Source organism: Citrobacter freundii ATCC 8090 = MTCC 1658 = NBRC 12681 (genome assembly GCF_011064845.1).
GTDB lineage: Bacteria > Pseudomonadota > Gammaproteobacteria > Enterobacterales > Enterobacteriaceae > Citrobacter > Citrobacter freundii.
This window is the reverse complement of sequence record NZ_CP049015.1, coordinates 1531217-1551661: the sequence shown is the minus strand read 5'-3', so window position 1 is coordinate 1551661 and position 20445 is coordinate 1531217. Positions and strand designations below refer to the sequence as shown.

Annotated in this window: 20 protein-coding genes; 15 read left to right on the top strand and 5 right to left on the bottom strand. The window is 53.9% G+C overall.

Annotated elements, in window-relative coordinates:
• Window positions 1-44 precede the first annotated feature (44 nt).
• Window positions 45-251: a YbfA family protein gene (locus G4551_RS07400; RefSeq protein WP_003022870.1), complete on the bottom strand. Its 207-nt coding sequence runs from the start codon at window positions 249-251 to the stop codon at window positions 45-47.
• Between the two features lie 308 nt (window positions 252-559).
• Here G4551_RS07400 and kdpF point away from each other — a divergent pair, with 308 nt between their 5' ends.
• From kdpF to kdpE, 6 genes are read left to right on the top strand one after another with little or no spacing between them, the layout of a single operon-like run.
• The gene (gene kdpF, locus G4551_RS07395) at window positions 560-649 is read left to right on the top strand and encodes a K(+)-transporting ATPase subunit F (RefSeq protein WP_001670793.1); all 90 of its coding nucleotides are present in this window, start codon (window positions 560-562) and stop codon (window positions 647-649) included.
• Window positions 649-2328 (top strand): potassium-transporting ATPase subunit KdpA, encoded by a 1680-nt coding sequence (kdpA, locus tag G4551_RS07390; protein ID WP_003835529.1) that lies wholly within the window; start codon window positions 649-651, stop codon window positions 2326-2328. Before kdpF ends, kdpA begins: the two co-directional genes overlap by 1 nt.
• A 20-nt stretch (window positions 2329-2348) precedes the next feature.
• Window positions 2349-4397 carry a potassium-transporting ATPase subunit KdpB gene (gene kdpB, locus G4551_RS07385; protein WP_003835530.1) on the top strand — a complete coding sequence of 683 codons (2049 nt, stop codon included), beginning with the start codon at window positions 2349-2351 and terminating at the stop codon, window positions 4395-4397.
• A gap of 8 nt (window positions 4398-4405) precedes the next feature.
• Window positions 4406-4972, top strand: a complete 567-nt coding sequence (gene kdpC, locus G4551_RS07380) for a potassium-transporting ATPase subunit KdpC (protein WP_003835531.1) — start codon at window positions 4406-4408, stop codon at window positions 4970-4972.
• A 10-nt stretch (window positions 4973-4982) separates the two neighbouring features.
• Window positions 4983-7667 (top strand): two-component system sensor histidine kinase KdpD, encoded by a 2685-nt coding sequence (gene kdpD / locus G4551_RS07375; protein ID WP_003835532.1) that lies wholly within the window; start codon window positions 4983-4985, stop codon window positions 7665-7667.
• Window positions 7664-8341 (top strand): two-component system response regulator KdpE, encoded by a 678-nt coding sequence (gene kdpE / locus G4551_RS07370; protein ID WP_003022856.1) that lies wholly within the window; start codon window positions 7664-7666, stop codon window positions 8339-8341. Before kdpD ends, kdpE begins: the two co-directional genes overlap by 4 nt.
• A 100-nt stretch (window positions 8342-8441) precedes the next feature.
• Here kdpE and pgm read toward each other — a convergent pair whose 3' ends face one another.
• Together pgm and seqA are read right to left on the bottom strand one after the other, a co-directional pair.
• Window positions 8442-10082 carry a phosphoglucomutase (alpha-D-glucose-1,6-bisphosphate-dependent) gene (pgm, locus tag G4551_RS07365; protein WP_003022854.1) on the bottom strand — a complete coding sequence of 547 codons (1641 nt, stop codon included), beginning with the start codon at window positions 10080-10082 and terminating at the stop codon, window positions 8442-8444.
• Between the two features lie 24 nt (window positions 10083-10106).
• Complete coding sequence (gene seqA / locus G4551_RS07360) at window positions 10107-10649, bottom strand: replication initiation negative regulator SeqA (protein WP_003022848.1); 543 nt, start codon at window positions 10647-10649, stop codon at window positions 10107-10109.
• Between the two features lie 194 nt (window positions 10650-10843).
• Here seqA and ybfF point away from each other — a divergent pair, with 194 nt between their 5' ends.
• The 9 genes from ybfF (at window position 10844) to tcuC (ending at window position 18486) form a co-directional block, all read left to right on the top strand.
• The gene (ybfF, locus tag G4551_RS07355; RefSeq protein WP_003022844.1) at window positions 10844-11617 is read left to right on the top strand and encodes an esterase; all 774 of its coding nucleotides are present in this window, start codon (window positions 10844-10846) and stop codon (window positions 11615-11617) included.
• Window positions 11618-11745: 128 nt separating this feature from the next.
• A complete protein-coding gene (ybfE, locus tag G4551_RS07350) occupies window positions 11746-12033 on the top strand; it encodes a LexA regulated protein (RefSeq protein WP_003022842.1) in 288 nt (95 codons plus the stop codon).
• Between the two features lie 155 nt (window positions 12034-12188).
• Complete coding sequence (gene fldA, locus G4551_RS07345; protein ID WP_003022839.1) at window positions 12189-12719, top strand: flavodoxin FldA; 531 nt, start codon at window positions 12189-12191, stop codon at window positions 12717-12719.
• Window positions 12720-12929: 210 nt separating this feature from the next.
• Complete coding sequence (locus tag G4551_RS07340) at window positions 12930-13016, top strand: ryhB-regulated fur leader peptide (protein WP_049259739.1); 87 nt, start codon at window positions 12930-12932, stop codon at window positions 13014-13016.
• Window positions 13009-13455, top strand: coding sequence for a ferric iron uptake transcriptional regulator (gene fur / locus G4551_RS07335; RefSeq protein WP_003022836.1), 447 nt, complete (start codon window positions 13009-13011; stop codon window positions 13453-13455). Before G4551_RS07340 ends, fur begins: the two co-directional genes overlap by 8 nt.
• A 128-nt stretch (window positions 13456-13583) precedes the next feature.
• Window positions 13584-14510 (top strand): tricarballylate utilization LysR family transcriptional regulator TcuR, encoded by a 927-nt coding sequence (gene tcuR, locus G4551_RS07330; protein ID WP_003835537.1) that lies wholly within the window; start codon window positions 13584-13586, stop codon window positions 14508-14510.
• A 97-nt stretch (window positions 14511-14607) separates the two neighbouring features.
• Window positions 14608-16011, top strand: coding sequence for an FAD-dependent tricarballylate dehydrogenase TcuA (tcuA, locus tag G4551_RS07325; protein WP_003835539.1), 1404 nt, complete (start codon window positions 14608-14610; stop codon window positions 16009-16011).
• Window positions 15998-17137 (top strand): tricarballylate utilization 4Fe-4S protein TcuB, encoded by a 1140-nt coding sequence (tcuB, locus tag G4551_RS07320; RefSeq protein WP_003835540.1) that lies wholly within the window; start codon window positions 15998-16000, stop codon window positions 17135-17137. Before tcuA ends, tcuB begins: the two co-directional genes overlap by 14 nt.
• Before the next feature lie 53 nt (window positions 17138-17190).
• Window positions 17191-18486 (top strand): MFS transporter, encoded by a 1296-nt coding sequence (gene tcuC, locus G4551_RS07315; RefSeq protein WP_003835542.1) that lies wholly within the window; start codon window positions 17191-17193, stop codon window positions 18484-18486.
• Window positions 18487-18537: 51 nt separating this feature from the next.
• On the opposite strand, the gene G4551_RS07310 is transcribed toward tcuC, so the two are convergent.
• Together G4551_RS07310 and chiP are read right to left on the bottom strand one after the other, a co-directional pair.
• On the bottom strand, window positions 18538-18870 hold the full coding sequence (locus tag G4551_RS07310; RefSeq protein ID WP_003022817.1) for a ChiQ/YbfN family lipoprotein: 333 nt from the start codon (window positions 18868-18870) through the stop codon (window positions 18538-18540).
• Between the two features lie 49 nt (window positions 18871-18919).
• Window positions 18920-20326 (bottom strand): chitoporin ChiP, encoded by a 1407-nt coding sequence (gene chiP / locus G4551_RS07305; protein ID WP_003835544.1) that lies wholly within the window; start codon window positions 20324-20326, stop codon window positions 18920-18922.
• Window positions 20327-20445: the final 119 nt, after the last annotated feature.

The window sequence follows — 20445 nt, the reverse complement described above, 5'->3', positions numbered from 1 at the left end:
AAAAAAGCCGCTGATATCAGCGGCTTTTGGGGATTTATTAGCTATCAGTAGAAATCGCAGGTGGCTTTTTCAGCCTGCTCCATCCACACCGGTTTATCACTGGTTTTAGACCAGACGCGGTGCAGGTAGCTGTAAAAACGGGCGCGGTCTTTCCAGAACAACATGACCGGCAGCGCCAGCACGCCCGCCACAACGGCAAAGGTACGGCGCAAGAAAACAATGTGTGCTGGATATTCTTTATAAAAGTCCATAATCCTCTCCCATATATCTGTTCGGTGAATCGCACCGGAAAAATAAACTTGGTTAACTGATGAAAATAATACCGCCTTGTGTGTAATTTTGCTACTCATCCGACCACTTATTTTTATCTATTGATGCTCCGTTTAGCTAAAAACTGTAATTAAGTTACATAAAAGTTAAATTAATACTAATCATTAGTTAAATAGTGGTCTTTGCCATTTTTATACTTTTTTTACACCCCACCCACTGATTTTTGCGAAATCTTTGCAAGCAAAAATCTACGCTCTGGTTATCACATTTATGCCACTGGAGGTGCACCGTGAGTGCAGGCGTGATAACCGGCATTGTGCTGGTCTTTTTATTATTAGGTTATCTGGTGTATGCCCTGATTAATGCGGAGGCGTTCTGATGGCGGCCCAAGGATTTTTACTCATTGCCAGTTTCTTGCTGGTGCTGTTTGTCATCGCCAGACCGCTGGGCTTTGGGCTGGCTCGACTGATCAATAATACGTCCCTGCCGGGCCTGACTGGCGTGGAGAGTTTGCTCTGGCGTGGTCTGGGCATCTCACAGCAGGAGATGAACTGGCGGCAGTATCTGTTGGCGATCCTCGTGCTCAATGTACTGGGCCTGCTGGTCCTGTTTTCGATGCTGATGGCGCAAAACCTGCTGCCGTTAAATCCCCAGCAACTGCCAGGGCTTTCGTGGGATCTGGCGCTTAACACCGCGGTGAGTTTTGTCACTAATACCAACTGGCAATCCTATGCTGGTGAAACCACCTTAAGCTACTTCAGCCAGATGGTCGGGCTGACCGTACAAAACTTCCTGTCAGCGGCAACCGGGATTGCGGTGATTTTTGCCCTGACCCGCGCCTTCACGCGCCAGAGTATGAACACCTTGGGCAACGCCTGGGTCGATCTGATTCGCATTACGCTGTGGATCTTGCTCCCCATTGCATTGCTCATTGCGCTGTTTTTCATTCAGCAAGGTGTGCTGCAAAACGTGTTGCCCTATCAGCCCATCACCACCCTTGAAGGGGTTAAACAACTGCTGCCGATGGGGCCCGTCGCCTCACAGGAAGCGATTAAGATGCTTGGCACTAACGGGGGCGGTTTCTTTAACGCTAACTCATCACATCCGTTTGAAAACCCTACCGCGTTGACCAATCTGGTACAGATGCTGGCTATTTTCTTAATTCCTACCGCGCTGTGTTTTGCCTTTGGTGATGTGGTGGGCGATCGTCGCCAGGGGCGGACTCTGCTGTGGGCCATGTCACTGATTTTTGTGGTCTGCGTGGCCGTCGTGATGTGGGCTGAAGTTCAGGGCAACCCACACCTGATGGCATTCGGCGCAGACAGTAATATCAACATGGAAGGCAAAGAGAGCCGCTTTGGCGTGCTGGCCACGAGTCTGTTTGCCGTCGTCACGACAGCTGCATCCTGCGGTGCTGTTGATGCGATGCATGACTCCTTTACTGCGCTGGGCGGCATGGTGCCAATGTGGTTAATGCAGATTGGTGAAGTGGTCTTCGGCGGCGTGGGTTCAGGTCTGTACGGCATGCTGCTGTTCGTGCTGCTGGCGGTATTTATCGCCGGGTTAATGATTGGCCGCACACCAGAGTATCTGGGTAAGAAAATCGACGTGCGCGAAATGAAAATGACCGCGTTGGCGATTCTGGTCACCCCTGCGCTGGTCCTGATCGGCACAGCGATCGCCATGATGACCGAAGCTGGCCGCAGCGCCATGCTAAACCCGGGTCCACACGGGTTTAGCGAAGTGCTGTATGCCGTGTCGTCCGCCTCGAACAACAACGGTAGCGCCTTCGCCGGGTTAAGCGCCAACAGCCCGTTCTGGAACTGCCTGCTGGCCTTATGCATGTTCTTCGGTCGCTTCGGCGTGATCATTCCCGTGATGGCGATTGCCGGATCGCTGGTCAGTAAAAAGATCCAGCCAGCCAGCTCCGGTACGCTACCTACCCACGGAGCGCTGTTTGTCGGGTTGTTGATCGGTACGGTGTTACTGGTTGGCGCTCTCACCTTTGTTCCTGCCCTGGCGCTTGGCCCGGTCGCAGAATACCTGTCATTACACTGAGTGATGCGGAGCACATTACTATGAGTCGCAAGCAACTGGCGCTGTTCGAACCCTCTCTGGTCGCACAGGCGCTGATGGACGCCGTGAAAAAATTAAGCCCACATACCCAGTGGCGTAATCCGGTGATGTTTATCGTCTGGTTGGGCAGTCTGTTAACGACCCTGTTAACCGTGGCGATGGCAACAGGCCATATGCCGGGTAATCCTTGGTTTACCGGCGCGATAAGTCTGTGGCTGTGGATTACCGTTCTGTTCGCCAACTTTGCTGAAGCGCTGGCGGAAGGACGCAGTAAAGCTCAGGCCAACAGCCTAAAAGGCGTCAAAAAAACCGTCTTTGCCCGCAAGCTTCGCGAACCGAAATACGGCGCGGCAATGGATCACGTCCCTGCCGATGATTTACGTAAAGGCGATATCGTGCTGGTGGAAGCTGGCGATATTATCCCGTGTGACGGCGAGGTGATCGAAGGCGGCGCGTCGGTAGATGAAAGCGCCATTACCGGTGAATCCGCGCCGGTGATTCGTGAATCCGGTGGTGATTTCGCCTCCGTCACCGGCGGGACTCGCATCCTCTCCGACTGGCTGGTTATCGAATGCAGCGTAAACCCTGGTGAAACGTTCCTCGACCGGATGATCGCCATGGTTGAAGGTGCACAGCGGCGTAAAACGCCCAATGAAATTGCCCTGACGATCCTGTTGATAGCCCTGACCATCGTCTTTCTACTGGCTACGGCCACGCTGTGGCCGTTTTCCGCCTGGGGCGGTAGCGCGGTCAGCGTCACGGTATTGGTTGCGCTGCTGGTGTGTTTAATCCCTACGACGATAGGCGGGCTGCTCTCCGCGATTGGCGTCGCCGGGATGAGCCGCATGTTGGGTGCGAACGTCATTGCCACCAGCGGACGTGCAGTAGAAGCGGCGGGTGACGTGGATGTACTGCTGCTGGATAAAACCGGCACCATTACGCTAGGTAACCGCCAGGCTTCAGATTTTCTGCCCGCCCACGGCGTGGACGAAAAAACGCTGGCCGATGCCGCGCAGCTTTCATCCCTGGCCGATGAAACGCCGGAAGGCCGCAGCATCGTGATTCTGGCTAAACAGCGCTTTAATCTGCGTATACGCGACGTGCAATCGCTGCACGCCACCTTTGTACCGTTTACCGCCCAAAGCCGGATGAGCGGCATCAACATTGACAACCGTATGATCCGCAAAGGCTCGGTTGATGCCATTCGTCGTCATGTTGAAGCCAACGGCGGGCACTTTCCTGCCGATGTGGAGCAGAAGGTCGAAAACGTCGCTCGCCTTGGCGCAACGCCGCTGGTGGTGGCCGAAGGCTCCCACGTACTGGGCGTGATCGCCCTGAAAGATATCGTAAAAGGTGGGATTAAAGAACGTTTTGCTCAACTGCGCAAAATGGGGATCAAAACGGTGATGATCACCGGTGACAACCGTCTGACCGCCGCCGCAATCGCCGCAGAAGCCGGAGTGGATGACTTCTTAGCCGAAGCCACACCGGAAGCCAAGCTGGCGTTGATTCGTCAGTATCAGGCGGAAGGTCGTCTGGTGGCGATGACCGGAGACGGAACTAACGACGCACCTGCCCTTGCGCAGGCCGATGTTGCCGTTGCGATGAACTCCGGAACCCAGGCAGCGAAAGAAGCGGGCAACATGGTGGATCTCGACTCCAACCCCACCAAACTGATTGAAGTGGTGCACATTGGTAAACAGATGCTGATGACGCGCGGTTCGCTAACCACCTTCAGTATCGCCAACGACGTAGCGAAGTATTTTGCCATTATCCCGGCCGCATTTGCCGCCACCTACCCGCAGCTCAATGCGCTGAACGTGATGGGGCTGCATTCGCCGGACTCGGCGATCCTCAGCGCGGTCATCTTTAACGCGCTGGTCATCGTCTTTCTGATTCCACTGGCGCTGAAAGGCGTGAGCTATAAACCGTTGTCCGCATCCGCGATGTTGCGCCGCAATTTGTGGATCTATGGTCTGGGCGGTTTGGTTGTGCCGTTTATCGGTATCAAAGCAATTGATTTACTACTGACCCTGCTGGGTCTGGTGTGAGGTTTCAGATGAGTGGATTACGTCCTGCATTATCAACATTGATTTTCCTGATGCTTATCACCGGCGGAGCATACCCGCTGCTGACCACTGCGCTGGGGCAATGGTGGTTTCCCCACCAGGCTAACGGTTCGCTTCTCCGCGAAGGTCAGATTGTTCGCGGCTCCGAGCTCATTGGGCAACAGTTTACCGCTGCCGGTTATTTTCAGGGACGCCCCTCAGCCACAGCGGAAATGCCCTATAATCCAATGGCTTCAGGCGGCAGTAATCTGGCAGCCAGCAACCCGGAACTGGATAAACAGCTGCAAAGCCGGATTGCCGCGCTGCGTGCCGCTAACCCGCAGGCAAATCCTGCCGTTCCGGTAGAGCTGGTAACAGCTTCCGCCAGCGGGCTGGATAACAACCTGACGCCAGCTGCGGTGGCCTGGCAAATCCCCCGCGTGGCGCAGGCTCGCAACCTCAGCGTTGAAGAGGTCACACGCCTGGTTGCACAATACACGCAAAAGCCGTTGGTCAGTTTTATCGGCCAACCGGTGGTGAACCTGGTGGAACTTAATTTAGCGCTGGATAAGCACTGAGAAAAAGGACATGCATAACGAACCCTTACGCCCCGACCCCGATCGCCTGCTGGAGCAAAGCACCGCTCCGCACCGGGGAAAACTAAAAATTTTCTTCGGCGCGTGTGCAGGCGTCGGTAAAACCTGGGCCATGCTGGCAGAGGCCCAGCGGCTGCGGGCGCAGGGATTAGATGTGCTGATTGGCGTGGTGGAAACCCACGGACGCAAAGAGACCGCCGCGCTGCTGGACGGTCTCAGCATCCTGCCGCTAAAGCGACAGGCGCGCCATGGTCGTCATATCAGCGAATTCGATCTCGACGCGGCGCTGGCCCGCCGCCCGGCACTCATTTTGATGGATGAACTGGCGCACAGTAATGCGCCAGGCTCACGCCACCCTAAACGCTGGCAAGATATTGAAGAGCTGCTGGAAGCCGGTATTGACGTTTTTACTACCGTCAACGTGCAGCATCTGGAAAGTCTCAATGATGTGGTCAGCGGCGTCACCGGCATTCAGGTTCGCGAAACCGTCCCCGATCCTTTTTTCGATGCCGCTGACGATGTGGTGCTGGTCGATCTTCCCCCCGACGATTTGCGCCAGCGCCTGAACGAAGGCAAGGTCTATATCGCCGGTCAGGCGGAAAGAGCCATCGAGCATTTCTTTCGCAAAGGTAACTTGATCGCGCTACGTGAGCTGGCCCTGCGCCGCACGGCCGATCGGGTTGACGATCAGATGCGTGCCTGGCGTGGACGTCCGGGAGAGGAGAAAGTCTGGCATACCCGCGACGCCATATTGCTGTGTATTGGACACAACACCGGCAGCGAAAAGCTCGTGCGTGCCGCCGCGCGTCTGGCAGCGCGCCTCGGCAGCGTATGGCATGCAGTGTATGTCGAAACGCCAGCGCTGCACCGACTGCCCGAAAAACAACGCCGCGCAATTTTAAGCGCCCTGCGATTAGCCCAGGAGCTGGGTGCAGAAACCGCCACCCTTTCCGATCCCGCTGAAGACAAAGCAGTAATCCGCTACGCCCGTGAGCATAATCTGGGAAAAATTGTCCTCGGACGTCCGACTACGCGACGCTGGTGGCGCAGTGATTCCTTTGCTGACAAACTGGCCCATCGCGCACCGGATCTCGACCTGATGATTGTTGCGCTCGACGAACCACCTTCGCGCCCTGTGCTGCAAACTGCAGATAGCCGCACCTTTAAGGATAAGTGGCGGGTTCAAATTCAGGGTTGCGTGGTTGCCGTCGCGCTGTGCGCCATCATTACGTTGATTGCCATGCAGTGGTTGATGGCCTTTGACGCCGCCAACCTGGTGATGATCTATTTATTGGGTGTGGTGGTTATCGCCCTCTTTTACGGACGCTGGCCGTCAGTGCTGGCAACCTTTATTAACGTTGCCAGCTTCGATCTCTTCTTTATTGCCCCACGCGGTACGCTGGCCGTTTCCGACGTCCAGTACCTGCTTACCTTTGCCGTGATGCTAACGGTAGGGTTGGTTATCGGTAATCTCACCGCTGGAGTGCGTTATCAGGCACGGGTAGCGCGTTATCGTGAACAGCGTACGCGTCATTTATATGAGATGTCGAAAGCGCTGGCCGTCGGACGGAGCCAGCAGGATATCGCCGCCACCAGCGAACAGTTTATTGCCTCAACGTTCCAGGCCCGCAGCCAGGTTTTACTGCCCGGTGAGAACGGTAAGCTGGCCCCTCTCACTCATCAACAGGGCATGACGCCGTGGGATGACGCCATTGCCCAATGGAGCTTTGATAAAGGGCAACCGGCCGGCGCAGGCACTGACACGTTACCGGGTGTGCCGTATCAAATTTTACCGTTAAAAAGCGCCGACAAAACGCATGGGTTGCTGGTTGTGGAACCAGGAAATTTACGCCAGCTGATGATCCCCGAACAGCAGCGCCTGCTGGAAACTTTCACTTTACTGGTCGCCAGTGCGCTGGAACGCCTGACGCTCACCGCCAGCGAAGAGCAGGCCCGGTTTGCCAGCGAGCGTGAAAGCATTCGCAATGCCCTGCTCGCCGCCCTTTCCCACGATTTGCGCACGCCGCTGACGGTGTTGTTTGGTCAGGCAGAGATCTTAACGCTGGATCTGGCAAGCGAAGGATCGCCGCACGCGCGCCAGGCCAGCGAAATTCGCCAGCACGTCCTGAATACGACCCGACTGGTTAATAACCTACTGGATATGGCGCGAATTCAGTCTGGCGGCTTTAATCTTAAGAAAGAGTGGTTAACGCTGGAAGAGGTGGTCGGTAGTGCCCTGCAGATGCTGGAGCCAGGACTCTCTGCTCCTATTAATTTGTCGCTACCCGCGCCGTTGACGCTGATCCACGTCGATGGCCCGCTATTTGAACGGGTGCTGATTAACCTGCTGGAAAACGCTGTTAAATACGCAGGTCCAGCGGCGCAAATCGGTATTGATGCCAGCGTCGATGGCGAACATCTGCAACTGGACGTCTGGGATAATGGCCCTGGCATTCCATCGGGAATGGAGCAACGAGTTTTTGACAAGTTCTCCCGGGGAAACAAAGAGTCATCTGTACCAGGCGTTGGGCTGGGGCTGGCAATCTGCCAGGCCATTGTGGACGTGCACGGCGGTACAATTTCCGTCCACAATCGCGCACAGGGAGGAGCATGTTTCCGTGTTACACTGCCCCAGGAAATCCCCCCTGAACTTGAAGATTTTCATGAGGATATGTGACGAACGTACTGATTGTTGAAGATGAACAGGCTATCCGTCGCTTTCTGCGCACCGCGCTGGAAGCCGATGGTCTGCGTGTATATGAAGCGGAAACGCTGCAACGTGGTCTGCTGGAAGCCGCCACGCGAAAACCCGATCTCATCATTCTCGATCTCGGTCTGCCGGACGGTGACGGCATTGATTTTATTCGTGACCTGCGACAATGGAGCGCGATACCGGTAATTGTGCTTTCAGCCCGCAGCGAAGAAAGTGATAAAATTGCCGCCCTGGATGCCGGTGCCGATGACTATCTCAGTAAACCCTTTGGTATTGGCGAGCTACAGGCGCGATTGCGCGTGGCATTGCGTCGCCACGCCAGCGGCACGTCTCCCGAGCCGGTGGTGCATTTTTCCAACGTAAAAGTAGATATCGCCGCCCGGCTAGTACATCGTGGTGATGAAGAGATTCATTTGACGCCGATTGAGTTTCGCCTGTTAGCGGTACTGCTGAATAATGCCGGAAAGGTACTGACGCAGCGCCAGTTGCTCAATCAGGTTTGGGGACCAAACGCCGTCGAACACAGCCACTATCTGCGAATTTACATGGGACACCTGCGCCAGAAACTGGAACTGGACCCGGCACGTCCGCGTCATTTTCTGACCGAAACCGGGATTGGTTATCGGTTCATGCCATGACGTTAAGTTGAATATAAAAAGCCGGACCAGCGTATTTGCTGTCCGGCTTTTTCATTATTCATGCCGAATAGCGACGCTAGCGTCTTATCCGGCCTACGGTTTACGCGTTCTTCAGCACTTCGCTGACGATCTCAACCGCTTCTTTTTCGATCTGCTTGCGATGTTCTTCACCGAGGAAGCTTTCGCAGTAGATCTTGTAAGCGTCTTCCGTACCAGAAGGACGCGCGGCAAACCAGCCGTTGTCAGTCATCACTTTCAGACCGCCGATAGAAGCGCCGTTGCCCGGTGCAGCCGTCAGACGCGCGGTGATCGGGTCGCCCGCAAGCGTACTGGCGCTCACCATTTCCGGAGACAGCTTAGACAGCGCCGCTTTCTGCGCGGAGGTCGCGCTTGCCTGCAGGCGGTTGTAGCTCGGTGCGCCAAAGCGAGCAGCCAGTTCGTTGTAGTGCTCCTGCGGGTTCTTACCGGTCACTGCGGTAATTTCTGCCGCCAGCAGGCACATGATGATGCCGTCTTTGTCGGTTGACCACGGTGTACCGTCGAAACGCAGGAAAGATGCCCCCGCGCTCTCTTCCCCACCAAAGCCAAAACTGCCGTCAAACAGACCGTCAACAAACCATTTAAAGCCAACCGGCACTTCAACCAGTTTACGCCCTAAATCATTCACTACACGGTCAATCATCGCCGATGACACCAGCGTCTTACCGACGGCAACATCTTTGCCCCACTGCGGACGATGCTGGAACAGGTAGTTGATCGCCACCGCCAGATAGTGGTTCGGATTCATCAGCCCTGCCGGGGTGACGATACCGTGACGGTCGTAGTCTGGGTCATTGGCAAAGGCCAGATCGAACTTGTCGCGCAGCGCCAACAGCCCCGCCATCGCACACTCGGAGGAGCAGTCCATGCGGATTGCGCCATCTTTGTCGAGATGCATAAAGCGGAAAGTCTGATCAACGTGATCGTTAACGATAGTCAGGTTCAGGTTGTAGTGCTTAGCAATACGCTTCCAGTATTCGATACCGGAACCGCCCAGCGGATCGACACCCAGCGTCAGACCCGCTTTCTGGATCGCCGCCATGTCTACGATGTCAGCCAGTCCTTCAACAAACGGCTGAACCAGATCCTGCTCTTTCACATGACCAGATGCCAGCGCAGCGTCCAGCGACATACGCTTCACGCCTTGCAGACCGGCCGCCAGCAGCGCGTTGGCTCTGTCTTCCACCACTTTGGTGACATTAGTGTCTGCCGGACCACCATTTGGCGGGTTGTATTTAATGCCGCCATCTTCCGGCGGGTTGTGGGACGGCGTGATCACAATGCCGTCAGCCAGCGGGCCGCCTTTTTTGTTGTGGACCAGGATAGCGTTCGATACAGCAGGGGTTGGCGTAAAGCCGTTATTTTCCTGCACGATGACGTCAACGCCGTTCGCCGCCAGCACTTCCAGTACAGAGATAAAAGCCGGTTCAGACAGCGCGTGGGTATCCTTGCCCACATAGCACGGACCAGTAATCCCGTTTTTCGCACGTTCTTCAGCAATCGCCTGGGCGATAGCCAGAATATGCGGCTCGTTAAAACTATGACGACCTGCACTGCCGCGATGTCCGGACGTACCGAACTTAACAGCGTGCTCAGCGTTCCCTGCCGTTGGTTTCAGTACATAGTATTGTGCCGTCAGTTGGGCGACGTTAATCAAATCACTCTGTTGCGCAGGTTGACCTGCACGATTGTGGATTGCCATTGCCTGGTCCTTCTAATGCAAGGATTAAATTGTTCCGCAAACCTTTTCAATCAATTCCGCAGGGAATTGCATTGACTGCATGATGTGTTCAACCATGCTGCATTTACGGCCGGTATTGGTATTGGTGATCACCCAGTACGGCGTGCCTGGCACGTGCTTCGGTTTGGTTTGATTACCATTTTTCAGCAGCGTCTGTTCATCAGCTGCAAAATAAACACGCGTACGACCATGCAACGATTCCGTTGCTTCGGCGAACGCGTTTTGATCCAGTGAATAGAGTGTAGACAGCACCAGCATAAAGCGATTTACTGCTTTCTTCTGTTCCGCGTATTCGTCGGACAGCAGCAGTTCACGCATCGCGCGCACTTTATCTTTTACGGGGTTAACCGGCTTGGCTTCCACGACAGGTTGCACAGCGCGGACTTCTTTGACTATCGGAGTGACAGGCTGTGATGCGGCGGAAAATTTCAACATACGCCGTAAAATGTCGGATGCGCTCTCGCCAATATGCTTGGTGTGGCTGGCAATATAGCTATAGAGTTCATCATCAACTTCAATCGTTTTCATCTTAATCCAGTGCAGTGTTTAGCTGAATACAAGTTGTCGGGGTAAACACACGTAGTGTAAAGGCAAATCCCAACAGCGGATAGCGTCAAGCCTGGTGGCCAGCAAAACTCAGAGTAACCGTAGTTGTTGCAGCCATGTGGCAGAATGGTCAACATGATACCCTAACCCGTGAGTGTGAAAAAAAGAACTTTGCCATGAAATTGAATATCCGAGCGCAATCTGCGCAAAACCTGCACAATAATTCTCCCATCGTCCTGGTGCACGGCTTGTTTGGCAGCCTGGATAACCTGGGGATCCTGGCACGCGATCTAGTAGCCGACCACGACATCATCCAGGTCGATATGCGAAACCATGGCCTCTCCCCTCGTTCACCTGAGATGAATTATCCGGCCATGGCGCAAGATCTGCTGGATACGCTGGACGATCGGCAGATCGAAAAAGCGATCTTTATTGGCCACTCGATGGGCGGAAAAGCCGTCATGGCGCTGACTGCTCTGGCTCCGGAACGTGTCGAACGGCTGGTCGCCATCGACATTGCTCCCGTTGACTACCATGTTCGCCGCCACGATGAGATTTTTGCGGCAATCAATGCCGTAACCGATGCACAAGCGTCCTCACGCCAGCAGGCGGCAAGCGTCATGCGCCAGCACCTGCAGGAGGAAGGTGTTATCCAGTTTCTGCTGAAATCCTTTGTTGACGGCGAGTGGCGCTTTAACGTTCCCGTATTGTGGGATCAATATCCGCATATCGTCGGTTGGGAAACCATTCCTGCGTGGGAGCACCCGGCGCTGTTTATCCCAGGCGGCAACTCACCGTATGTTACCGAAGCGTATCGCGAACAACTGCTGGCGCAATTCCCACAAGCTCGTGCGCACGTTATAGCAGGCGCCGGGCATTGGGTGCATGCCGAAAAACCGGAGGCGGTGCTGCGCGCCATCCGTCGTTATCTGAGCGAGCAGGCTAACTGATTAAAAACTCAGCGTCTGCGCGCGATTACGCGCGCGGGCGTTGGCGTGTCTCCCCTGCTGATGTATTATGGCGCGCTATCCATCCGGGCAGACGCCTGGCTGATTGTTTCCCCGAAGTCACCAAGATCATGGCCAAAGAACAAACGGACCGTACGACATTAGATCTGTTCGCGCAGGAGCGTCGCCCGGGACGACCCAAAACTAATCCGCTCTCGCGTGATGAACAGTTACGTATTAATAAACGTAATCAGCTTAAGCGTGACAAAGTTCGCGGGCTTAAGCGTGTCGAACTGAAACTGAACGCTGATGCCGTTGACGCTCTGAACGAGCTGGCTGAGGCACGCAACATGAGTCGCAGTGAACTCATCGAAGAGATGCTGATGAACCAACTCAGCGCATTGCGCGGTCAGGCATAGTCTGAATTTCTGCTCTAAATCATAAATCGTGTAGCACAGAGTGCAGTCCTGCGTGTTTGCTGTTTCCGCATGCCTGACTGTTCTGCTATGATTGCCCTTATCCGTGGGCAATGCGCCACCACCATTTCAATAAGTTTCAAGAGGTTATTTTACTCATGGCAATCACTGGCATCTTTTTCGGCAGCGACACCGGTAATACCGAAAACATCGCAAAAATGATTCAAAAACAGCTTGGTAAAGACGTTGCCGATGTTCATGACATTGCAAAAAGCAGCAAAGAAGACCTCGAAGGGTATGACATTCTGCTGCTCGGCATCCCAACCTGGTACTACGGTGAAGCGCAGTGCGACTGGGACGACTTCTTCCCTACCCTCGAAGACATTGATTTTAACGGCAAACTGGTTGCATTGTTCGGCTGTGGCGACCAGGAAGATTACGCAGAATATTTCTGCGATGCGTTAGGGACCATTCGCGACATCATCGAACCGCGCGGCGCAACCATCGTTGGTCACTGGCCAACGGCGGGTTATCACTTTGAAGCGTCCAAAGGTCTGGCTGACGACGACCATTTTGTCGGTCTGGCTATCGATGAAGATCGCCAACCTGAACTGACCGCAGAACGCGTAGAAAAATGGGTTAAGCAGATCTCTGAAGAGCTGCACCTCGACGAAATCATTAATGCCTGATTTCGTGTGGCGCAGATTTCCATCTGCGCCGCATCAATAGATAAAACCAATCAAAATAATTGCTACAAATTTGTAACTTTTTCGTCTGACCCTGTACAATGGCTGGATGCCAATCGGGTGTTGCACAGTGTGTTTGTCGGCGATACCACGTTTTGATTAACAATATATGCCAGAGACTTGCAGTTTTCATTTAGCCATGGCAGTTCTATAATGAATCGCATTATCTCAAGTGCAATTTCTGTCACTTCTGTTAATGAAGTGAATCGTTTAGCTACAGGACAGATTCCGCATGACTGACAACAATACCGCATTAAAGAAGGCTGGCCTGAAAGTAACGCTTCCTCGTTTAAAAATTCTGGAAGTTCTTCAGGAACCGGATAACCATCACGTCAGTGCGGAAGACTTATACAAACGCCTGATCGATATGGGTGAAGAAATTGGTCTGGCGACCGTGTATCGCGTGCTGAACCAGTTTGATGATGCCGGTATCGTGACCCGCCATAATTTTGAAGGTGGTAAATCCGTCTTCGAATTGACTCAACAGCATCATCACGATCACCTCATCTGCCTTGACTGCGGCAAAGTGGTCGAGTTCAGCGATGATTCCATCGAAGCCCGCCAACGTGAGATTGCGGCTAAACATGGCATTCGCTTAACTAACCATAGCCTCTATCTTTACGGTCACTGTGCCGAAGGCGATTGCCGCGAAGATGAGCACGCCCACGACGGCAAATAATGTAATGCTTTCTGAAAAGCCAACCATCCGGTTGGCTTTTTTTATGGGCGTTACCTGCCCTTTTCCCCTTCCCTCCGCTCCTGTGTTGCTTTAATGTAAAAATCAATTGCCCCTTCCGGAGAGTCGAAATGGAACTTCGCCAGCTACGCTATTTTGTGCGCATTGTAGAAACCGGCAGCATGGGTAGCGCGGCGCTCGATCTCAATATCGGGGTTTCGGCACTCAGCCAGCAAATGTCGCGTCTGGAAAACGAACTCGCTATTCGCCTGCTGCAGCGCACTTCGCGAGGCGTGACACCCACCAGCGCCGGACTGGCTTTTTACTCCCAGGCGCAGCTGGCGCTCCGTCACGCAGACGATGCAATCCTCGCCGCGCGTGAATCCCGGCTTTCCGGGCACGTCAGCGTCGGCATGGCTCCCAGTACCGCTTCAGTTCTCGGTATGCCTTTTATTCACGCCATGCGGGAAAGCTATAGCGATGTTCGCCTGCATGTGGTGGAAAGTCTCTCTGGTAATCTGGAACGGATGATTAATACCCGCCAGATTGATCTGGCTGTGGTGTTTCAAAAAGAAAAGATCCTGCGCTGGAGTGCCAGACCGATTCTCGAAGAACGGCTGTTTTTGATTGGGACCCATGCCCTACTGGCTGATATTACCGATGACAATATTGCCCCAGCCCAGTTGGCGAGTATTCCATTGATAATGCCCAGCCCAGGCCACGGTCTGCGCGGCAGGCTGGAAGCAATTTGTCAGGAACACTCGCTGAACATTGAGATCGCTACAGAAATTGATGGTCTGGCGCTGCTGATGCGCGCCGTGCGCAGTGGCATTGGCGCCACTCTTCAACCCGGAGCGGCGATTTCCCATCTCGATAAAGAGACGCTAAGAGTGATCGGCGTCCATAATCCGATACTTAGCCGCCCCAACTTTCTGGTGAGCCTCTCTGACGATGAGCTCACCCCGGCGGGCCTCGCAGCCCGCGTGGTGCTGACGAAAGTGATGCATCAACTGGTGGAAGCAGGACGCTGGCCAGGCGCCATCCTTTACAATAACTAAAGCCCTCTTTAGCACTACGTCATAGCGCCCGCACAAGCCGTTCGCATACATTTTAATTACAAATTTAACAATTAGTTAAATGGTAATGGAGTATACGATGGTTGATGTTCTGGTGATTGGCGGTGGCAATGCTGCCTTATGCGCTGCCCTTACCGCCCGGGAGCAAGGCGCTTCCGTTTTACTACTCGAAGCGGCTCCCCGGGAATGGCGTGGGGGAAATTCCCAACACACGCGTAACCTGCGCTGTATGCATGATGCACCGCAGGATGTGCTGGTGGAAAGCTATCCGGAAGAGGAGTATTGGCAAGATCTGCAGCGCGTCACGGAAGGAAATACCAACGAAGCCCTGGCACGTCTGGTGATCCGCACCTCTTCACAATGCCGCGACTGGATGCGCCAGCACGGCGTCAATTTTCAACCTCCTCTCTCTGGCGCTTTACACGTGGCGCGAACCAACGCCTTTTTTATGGGCGGTGGCAAGGCCCTGGTGAATGCCTATTATCGCAGCGCAGAAAAACTGGGAGTGCAGATCCGCTATAACACCCCTGTTCAGGCGCTTGAACTGCGTAATGGCGAGTTCGTGGCGGCGCTGGCAGGTGAAGAGCGCATTACAGCGAAATCCTGCGTGCTTGCCGCTGGCGGGTTTGAGTCAAACCGCGAATGGCTGCGAGAAGCGTGGGGAGAGAACGAGCGCGGCGAATGGCCTGCAGATAACTTTCTGATTCGCGGCACGCGCTTTAACCAGGGCGTACTGCTCAAATTTATGATCGATGCCGGAGCCGACATCATCGGCGAACCCTCCCAGTCACACTGCGTAGCCATTGACGCCAGAGCGCCATTATATGACGGCGGGATTTGTACCCGCGTGGACTGTGTTTCGCTCGGCATAGTCGTCAACCGTGACGCTGAGCGTTTTTATGATGAAGGCGAAGATTTCTGGCCCAAACGCTACGCCATTTGGGGACGACTGGTCGCCCAACAGCCCGGGCAGATTGGCTACTCCATTATCGACAGTAAAGCCATCGGCCACTTCATGCCTCCGGTCTTTCCTGGCGCACAGGCCAATACGCTGGCGGAACTGGCTCATCAGTTGGGGCTGAATGGCGAACACTTTACCCACACCGTGACGGAGTACAACAACGCCTGCCAGCCCGGCCAGTTCAACCATACCATTCTGGATAACTGCACGACAAAAGCGTTAACCCCCGCGAAGACACACTGGGCGCGACCACTGGACCAGCCGCCTTACTACGGCTATGCCCTGCGGCCAGGGATCACCTTCACCTATCTCGGGTTAAAAGTAAATGAACGCGCTGCCGTACACTTTGCCGGGCAGCCAAGCCGCAACCTGTTCGTCGCCGGAGAGATGATGGCGGGCAACGTGCTGGGCAAGGGCTACACCGCAGGCGTGGGCATGTCAATCGGTACCACTTTTGGCCGTATTGCCGGAAAAGAAGCCGCGCTGGCCGCACGTAAGGAGACTCGTCATGAGGCAGCTTGAGAAACTGATTATCGACGCGCAAATTATCACCGAACCGGAAGCGGAAGTTGAACGCGTGATGCAGGTCTGCAACGCCTGTCGCTATTGTGAAGGATTTTGCGCCGTGTTCCCGGCAATGACGCAGCGCCTGGAATTCGGTAAAGCGGATATCAATTATCTGGCAAACTTGTGCCATAACTGCGGTGCCTGCCTGCACGCCTGTCAGTATGCCCCGCCTCATGAGTTTGCCATCAACGTGCCGAAGGCGATGGCAGAAGTCCGGCTTGAAACCTATCAGCACTACGCGCAACCCGCGGCCTTTGGCGCGCTTTATCGTCGCGCAGGCGTCACCGTGACGCTGGCGCTGGTTTTCGGTCTGATCCTGTTTTTACTGCTCGCCATGGGGTTAAAAGGCTCGTTACTCCATCCTCCGTTGGCCGGAGATTTCTACCAAATTTTCCCGCATAACCTGCTGGCCTGGATGTTTGGTTCGGTATTTATTCTGGCGATAGGTCTGCTGATGGCGGGCGTTATCCGCTTCTGGCGCGAGATTTCTCCCGGTATGCCACGTTCCGTCGAAATTGCTGAAGCTTCACACGATGCGCTGACACTAAAGTATCTCGATGGTGGGCACGGTAAAGGTTGTAATGAAGCAGATGATGCCTTCACTCTGATGCGCCGCCGTTTTCATCACTTCACTTTCTACGGTTTTCTGCTCTGCTTTGCCGCCACCGTGGTGGCGACGGGCTATCACTATTTCGCAGGTATAGAAGCACCCTATCCGTTCTTCAGCGTTCCGGTCATGCTGGGCACGTTGGGAGGCATTGGCCTGGTTGTCGGCCCGGCTGGCTTGCTATGGCTCAATCTCAAGCGTTCACCGCTACATGGCGACGCACGGCAAAAACCGATGGATCGCGGTTTTATTTTGCTGCTGCTGCTGACCAGTCTGACCGGTTTAGCCCTGCTGGCAGGAAGAGACTCGTCCTGGATGGCTATTTTGCTCGCCATTCACCTCGGCGTGGTCATGGCGCTCTTTCTGACCATTCCTTACGGAAAATTTGCCCATGGATTTTACCGCTGCGCAGCCTTACTCAAGTGGGCGATTGAGAAACGGCGCGGCAAACAGGCGGGGGTCACAGACAACTAACCCGCACACTCTTACCTCTATAAATATTATGATAAGACAGTGGAGCAAACCCAATGACACAACAACCATCGCGCGCCGGAACTTTCGGCGCAATACTGCGGGTAACCAGCGGTAATTTTCTCGAACAGTTCGACTTTTTTCTGTTCGGGTTTTACGCCACCTATATTGCAAAGACCTTCTTTCCCGCGGAGAGTGAATTTGCCGGGCTAATGTTAACTTTCGCTGTTTTTGGTTCGGGTTTCTTAATGCGACCCGTTGGCGCCATTGTGCTGGGTGCTTATATCGACAGAATTGGTCGTCGTAAAGGCCTGATGGTGACGCTGGCGATTATGGGCTGCGGTACCCTGCTGATTGCCCTTGTACCTGGCTATCACAGTATTGGCCTGCTGGCTCCCGTGCTGGTATTACTTGGACGATTATTACAGGGATTTTCTGCAGGCGTAGAGTTAGGCGGTGTCTCGGTTTATCTTTCGGAAATCGCCACGCCTGGCAATAAAGGCTTCTACACCAGTTGGCAGTCGGCCAGTCAACAGGTCGCCATTGTGGTGGCGGCGCTGATTGGTTACTGTCTGAACGCTACCCTGGGACACGATCAGATCTCGGAATGGGGCTGGCGCATTCCCTTCTTTATTGGTTGCATGATTATTCCTTTGATCTTCGTGCTCCGCCGCTCGCTGCAGGAAACAGACGCATTTTTACAACGCACGCACCGCCCCGACACTCGGGAAATTTTCACCACTATCGTCAAAAACTGGCGTCTTATCGCTGCAGGTACGCTGCTGGTGGCGATGACCACAACGACATTTTACTTCATCACCGTCTACACCCCGACCTACGGCAGGGCTGTACTCCACCTGAGCGCTCGCGACAGCCTGGTGGTCACCATGCTGGTCGGTATTTCTAACTTTATCTGGCTGCCCATTGGCGGGGCAATTTCTGACCGAATTGGTCGTCGTCCGGTGTTAATGGGGATTACCATACTCGCTCTGATCACCACCTGGCCGGTAATGCACTGGCTCACCGCCGCGCCAGATTTCACTCGCATGACATTGGTCCTGCTTTGGTTCTCATTCTTTTTTGGTATGTATAACGGGGCAATGGTAGCCGCACTCACCGAGGTGATGCCGGTCTATGTGCGTACGGTGGGCTTTTCACTGGCATTCAGTCTTGCCACAGCGATTTTTGGCGGCCTAACGCCGGTCATATCCACGGCACTGGTTCAGCTAACCGGGGATAAAAGCTCACCGGGATGGTGGCTGATGTGCGCGGCACTTTGCGGACTCGCCGCCACGGCAATGCTGTTTGTCCGGCTAAGTCGGGGTTATCAACCAGTGGAAAATAAGCTCTGAAATGCAAACGGGCGGAAAATTCTCCGCCCGTTGTCTTTTTCATTTTTTGAATTACTGTGCGGCATTCTTGCTGCGAATTTCCTGCCAGACTTTATCGCAATCAGCATTAACGGCCTGATCGTTACCCGTGCGCGTGGCCTGGATACACTGCTGATAATCCAGCACGCGTACGCTTTCTTCATTGGCAAACTGCTGGTGCTGTTTTTCTTTCTTCAGTACATTCAACACGCTTTGGCAGGCTTCTATTTTTTCCGGCGATCCTTGAGCAGTATTAATACACGCGCTGTAGGCTTCTTTCAGACGGCTGTCTTCTTTCGGTGCAGGGGATTGCGTACAAGCCACCAGCCCTGATGCCATAACGGCGATGAGTATCAGTTTTTTCATAGCACGTTCCTCAACGAGGCGGCAGGAGCACGGCCTGCCGCTATTGGCATTAGAAGATAGTGAACGGAGCAATAACGATGAATTTCACGTCACGCTCATCCTGGAAGATGTTGCCGTAACCACCACCCCAGCTCGGAATATCTGAATGGTTGTCGTACTGGGTGAAGTGCAGTTTAAACATAGTGCCCTTCGCACGACCATCCTGCAGGGTGTAGACCGCATCCAGGCTGTAAGAAGATTCTTCGATAGTGCGGTTTTTGTCGTAGTACGCATCCGGGTTGAGCTGCCAGGTAGCGGGTTTGGCATCCCATGCGTAAACGTAGGACGCGCCCACTGCCCAGCCCGGCAGGTTCCAGTTCTTCAGGTCATACATTGCGCCGAAGAAGACTGCCTTTTCGCCGTTGGCGTTGAAGTCAGAACGGTTATCCCACCACACGTCCAGGCGACCGTTTGATGAGGCGTAGGTCGGGGTCATACGCTGCAGGAAGTAGCCTTGCTGCCCATCTGCTTTAACCCATGTGCCTTCCAGACGCAGGTCAACCACTTCCGCTACTTTATAACCGAAGGTCAGCGCCTGCAGCCAGGCCGTGCCGTCATAAATATCGTTCACGGTGCGATCGTCAACTTTGTCACGTGCGCCGTAGAATTGATAGCTGGTAGTAAACGGGTTACCGCCTAAATCGAATTTGTAGCTGGCTTTGGCGAAGTACTGATCGACGTAGCCTTCAGACTGACCAAATGCCGCTTCCAGCAACAGGTTATTTTTGAAGTCATATTTCGCGCCGATTGAATGCAGGTAATCAACGCTGGTCTTTTTATCAGCCTGATAGAATTTATCGACTTCGGTGTGCCACGGCGCTTTATATTCGTTAGCCCACATATAGGAGAAGCTTAGTGCGCCAGCATCACCATAGTCGAAGTTGGCACCGGCTTCAGCCCCCTGATAGGTACCTGGCATAAAGCTCCAGTGCGGTGCCAGCAAAGTCTGCCCGGTTGGTTGAATGTAACCGGCACGCGCCCAGGTTGGGCCGTATTTAAATTTAGCTGCTGCTTTATAAAGGCTAATCCCGCTCTTATCGCCGGAGTAATCCTCGTCATAGCCTTTATTTTTGGAAGAGAATGCGATTTCGTTTGGATGGCCGCTTTCGCTACTTTCGTTCATTTCAATAGCGGTAAATGCTGCGATATCAATACCAAACATATCGGCCGCATAACCGGACTGGAAGTCGAGGTTAGCGTTCCAGGTGGAGTGAGAAAGGTTGGTTTTGTATTTGTCATGATCGGTCACATCTTTACGGTCACGCTCACGCTGCCAGTAATAGATGCCGCCGGTTAAGGTTGAGTCATCAATAAATCCTTCGGCGTGTACCTGCGGAGCGACAACAAAACCCGACATTGCTGTGATACCGGCGATAGCCAGCGCCAGCGTACTACGTTTGCCACTAAACGTACGCATATGTTAATCCTCTTTGACATAAAAATGCTGCCGATATAAGCGGACAGCGAAAAAACAAAAATTAAAAAAGTAGCGCCAAGAAAACCTCAGTGACTACAATGAATAGACTATTTTTCGCG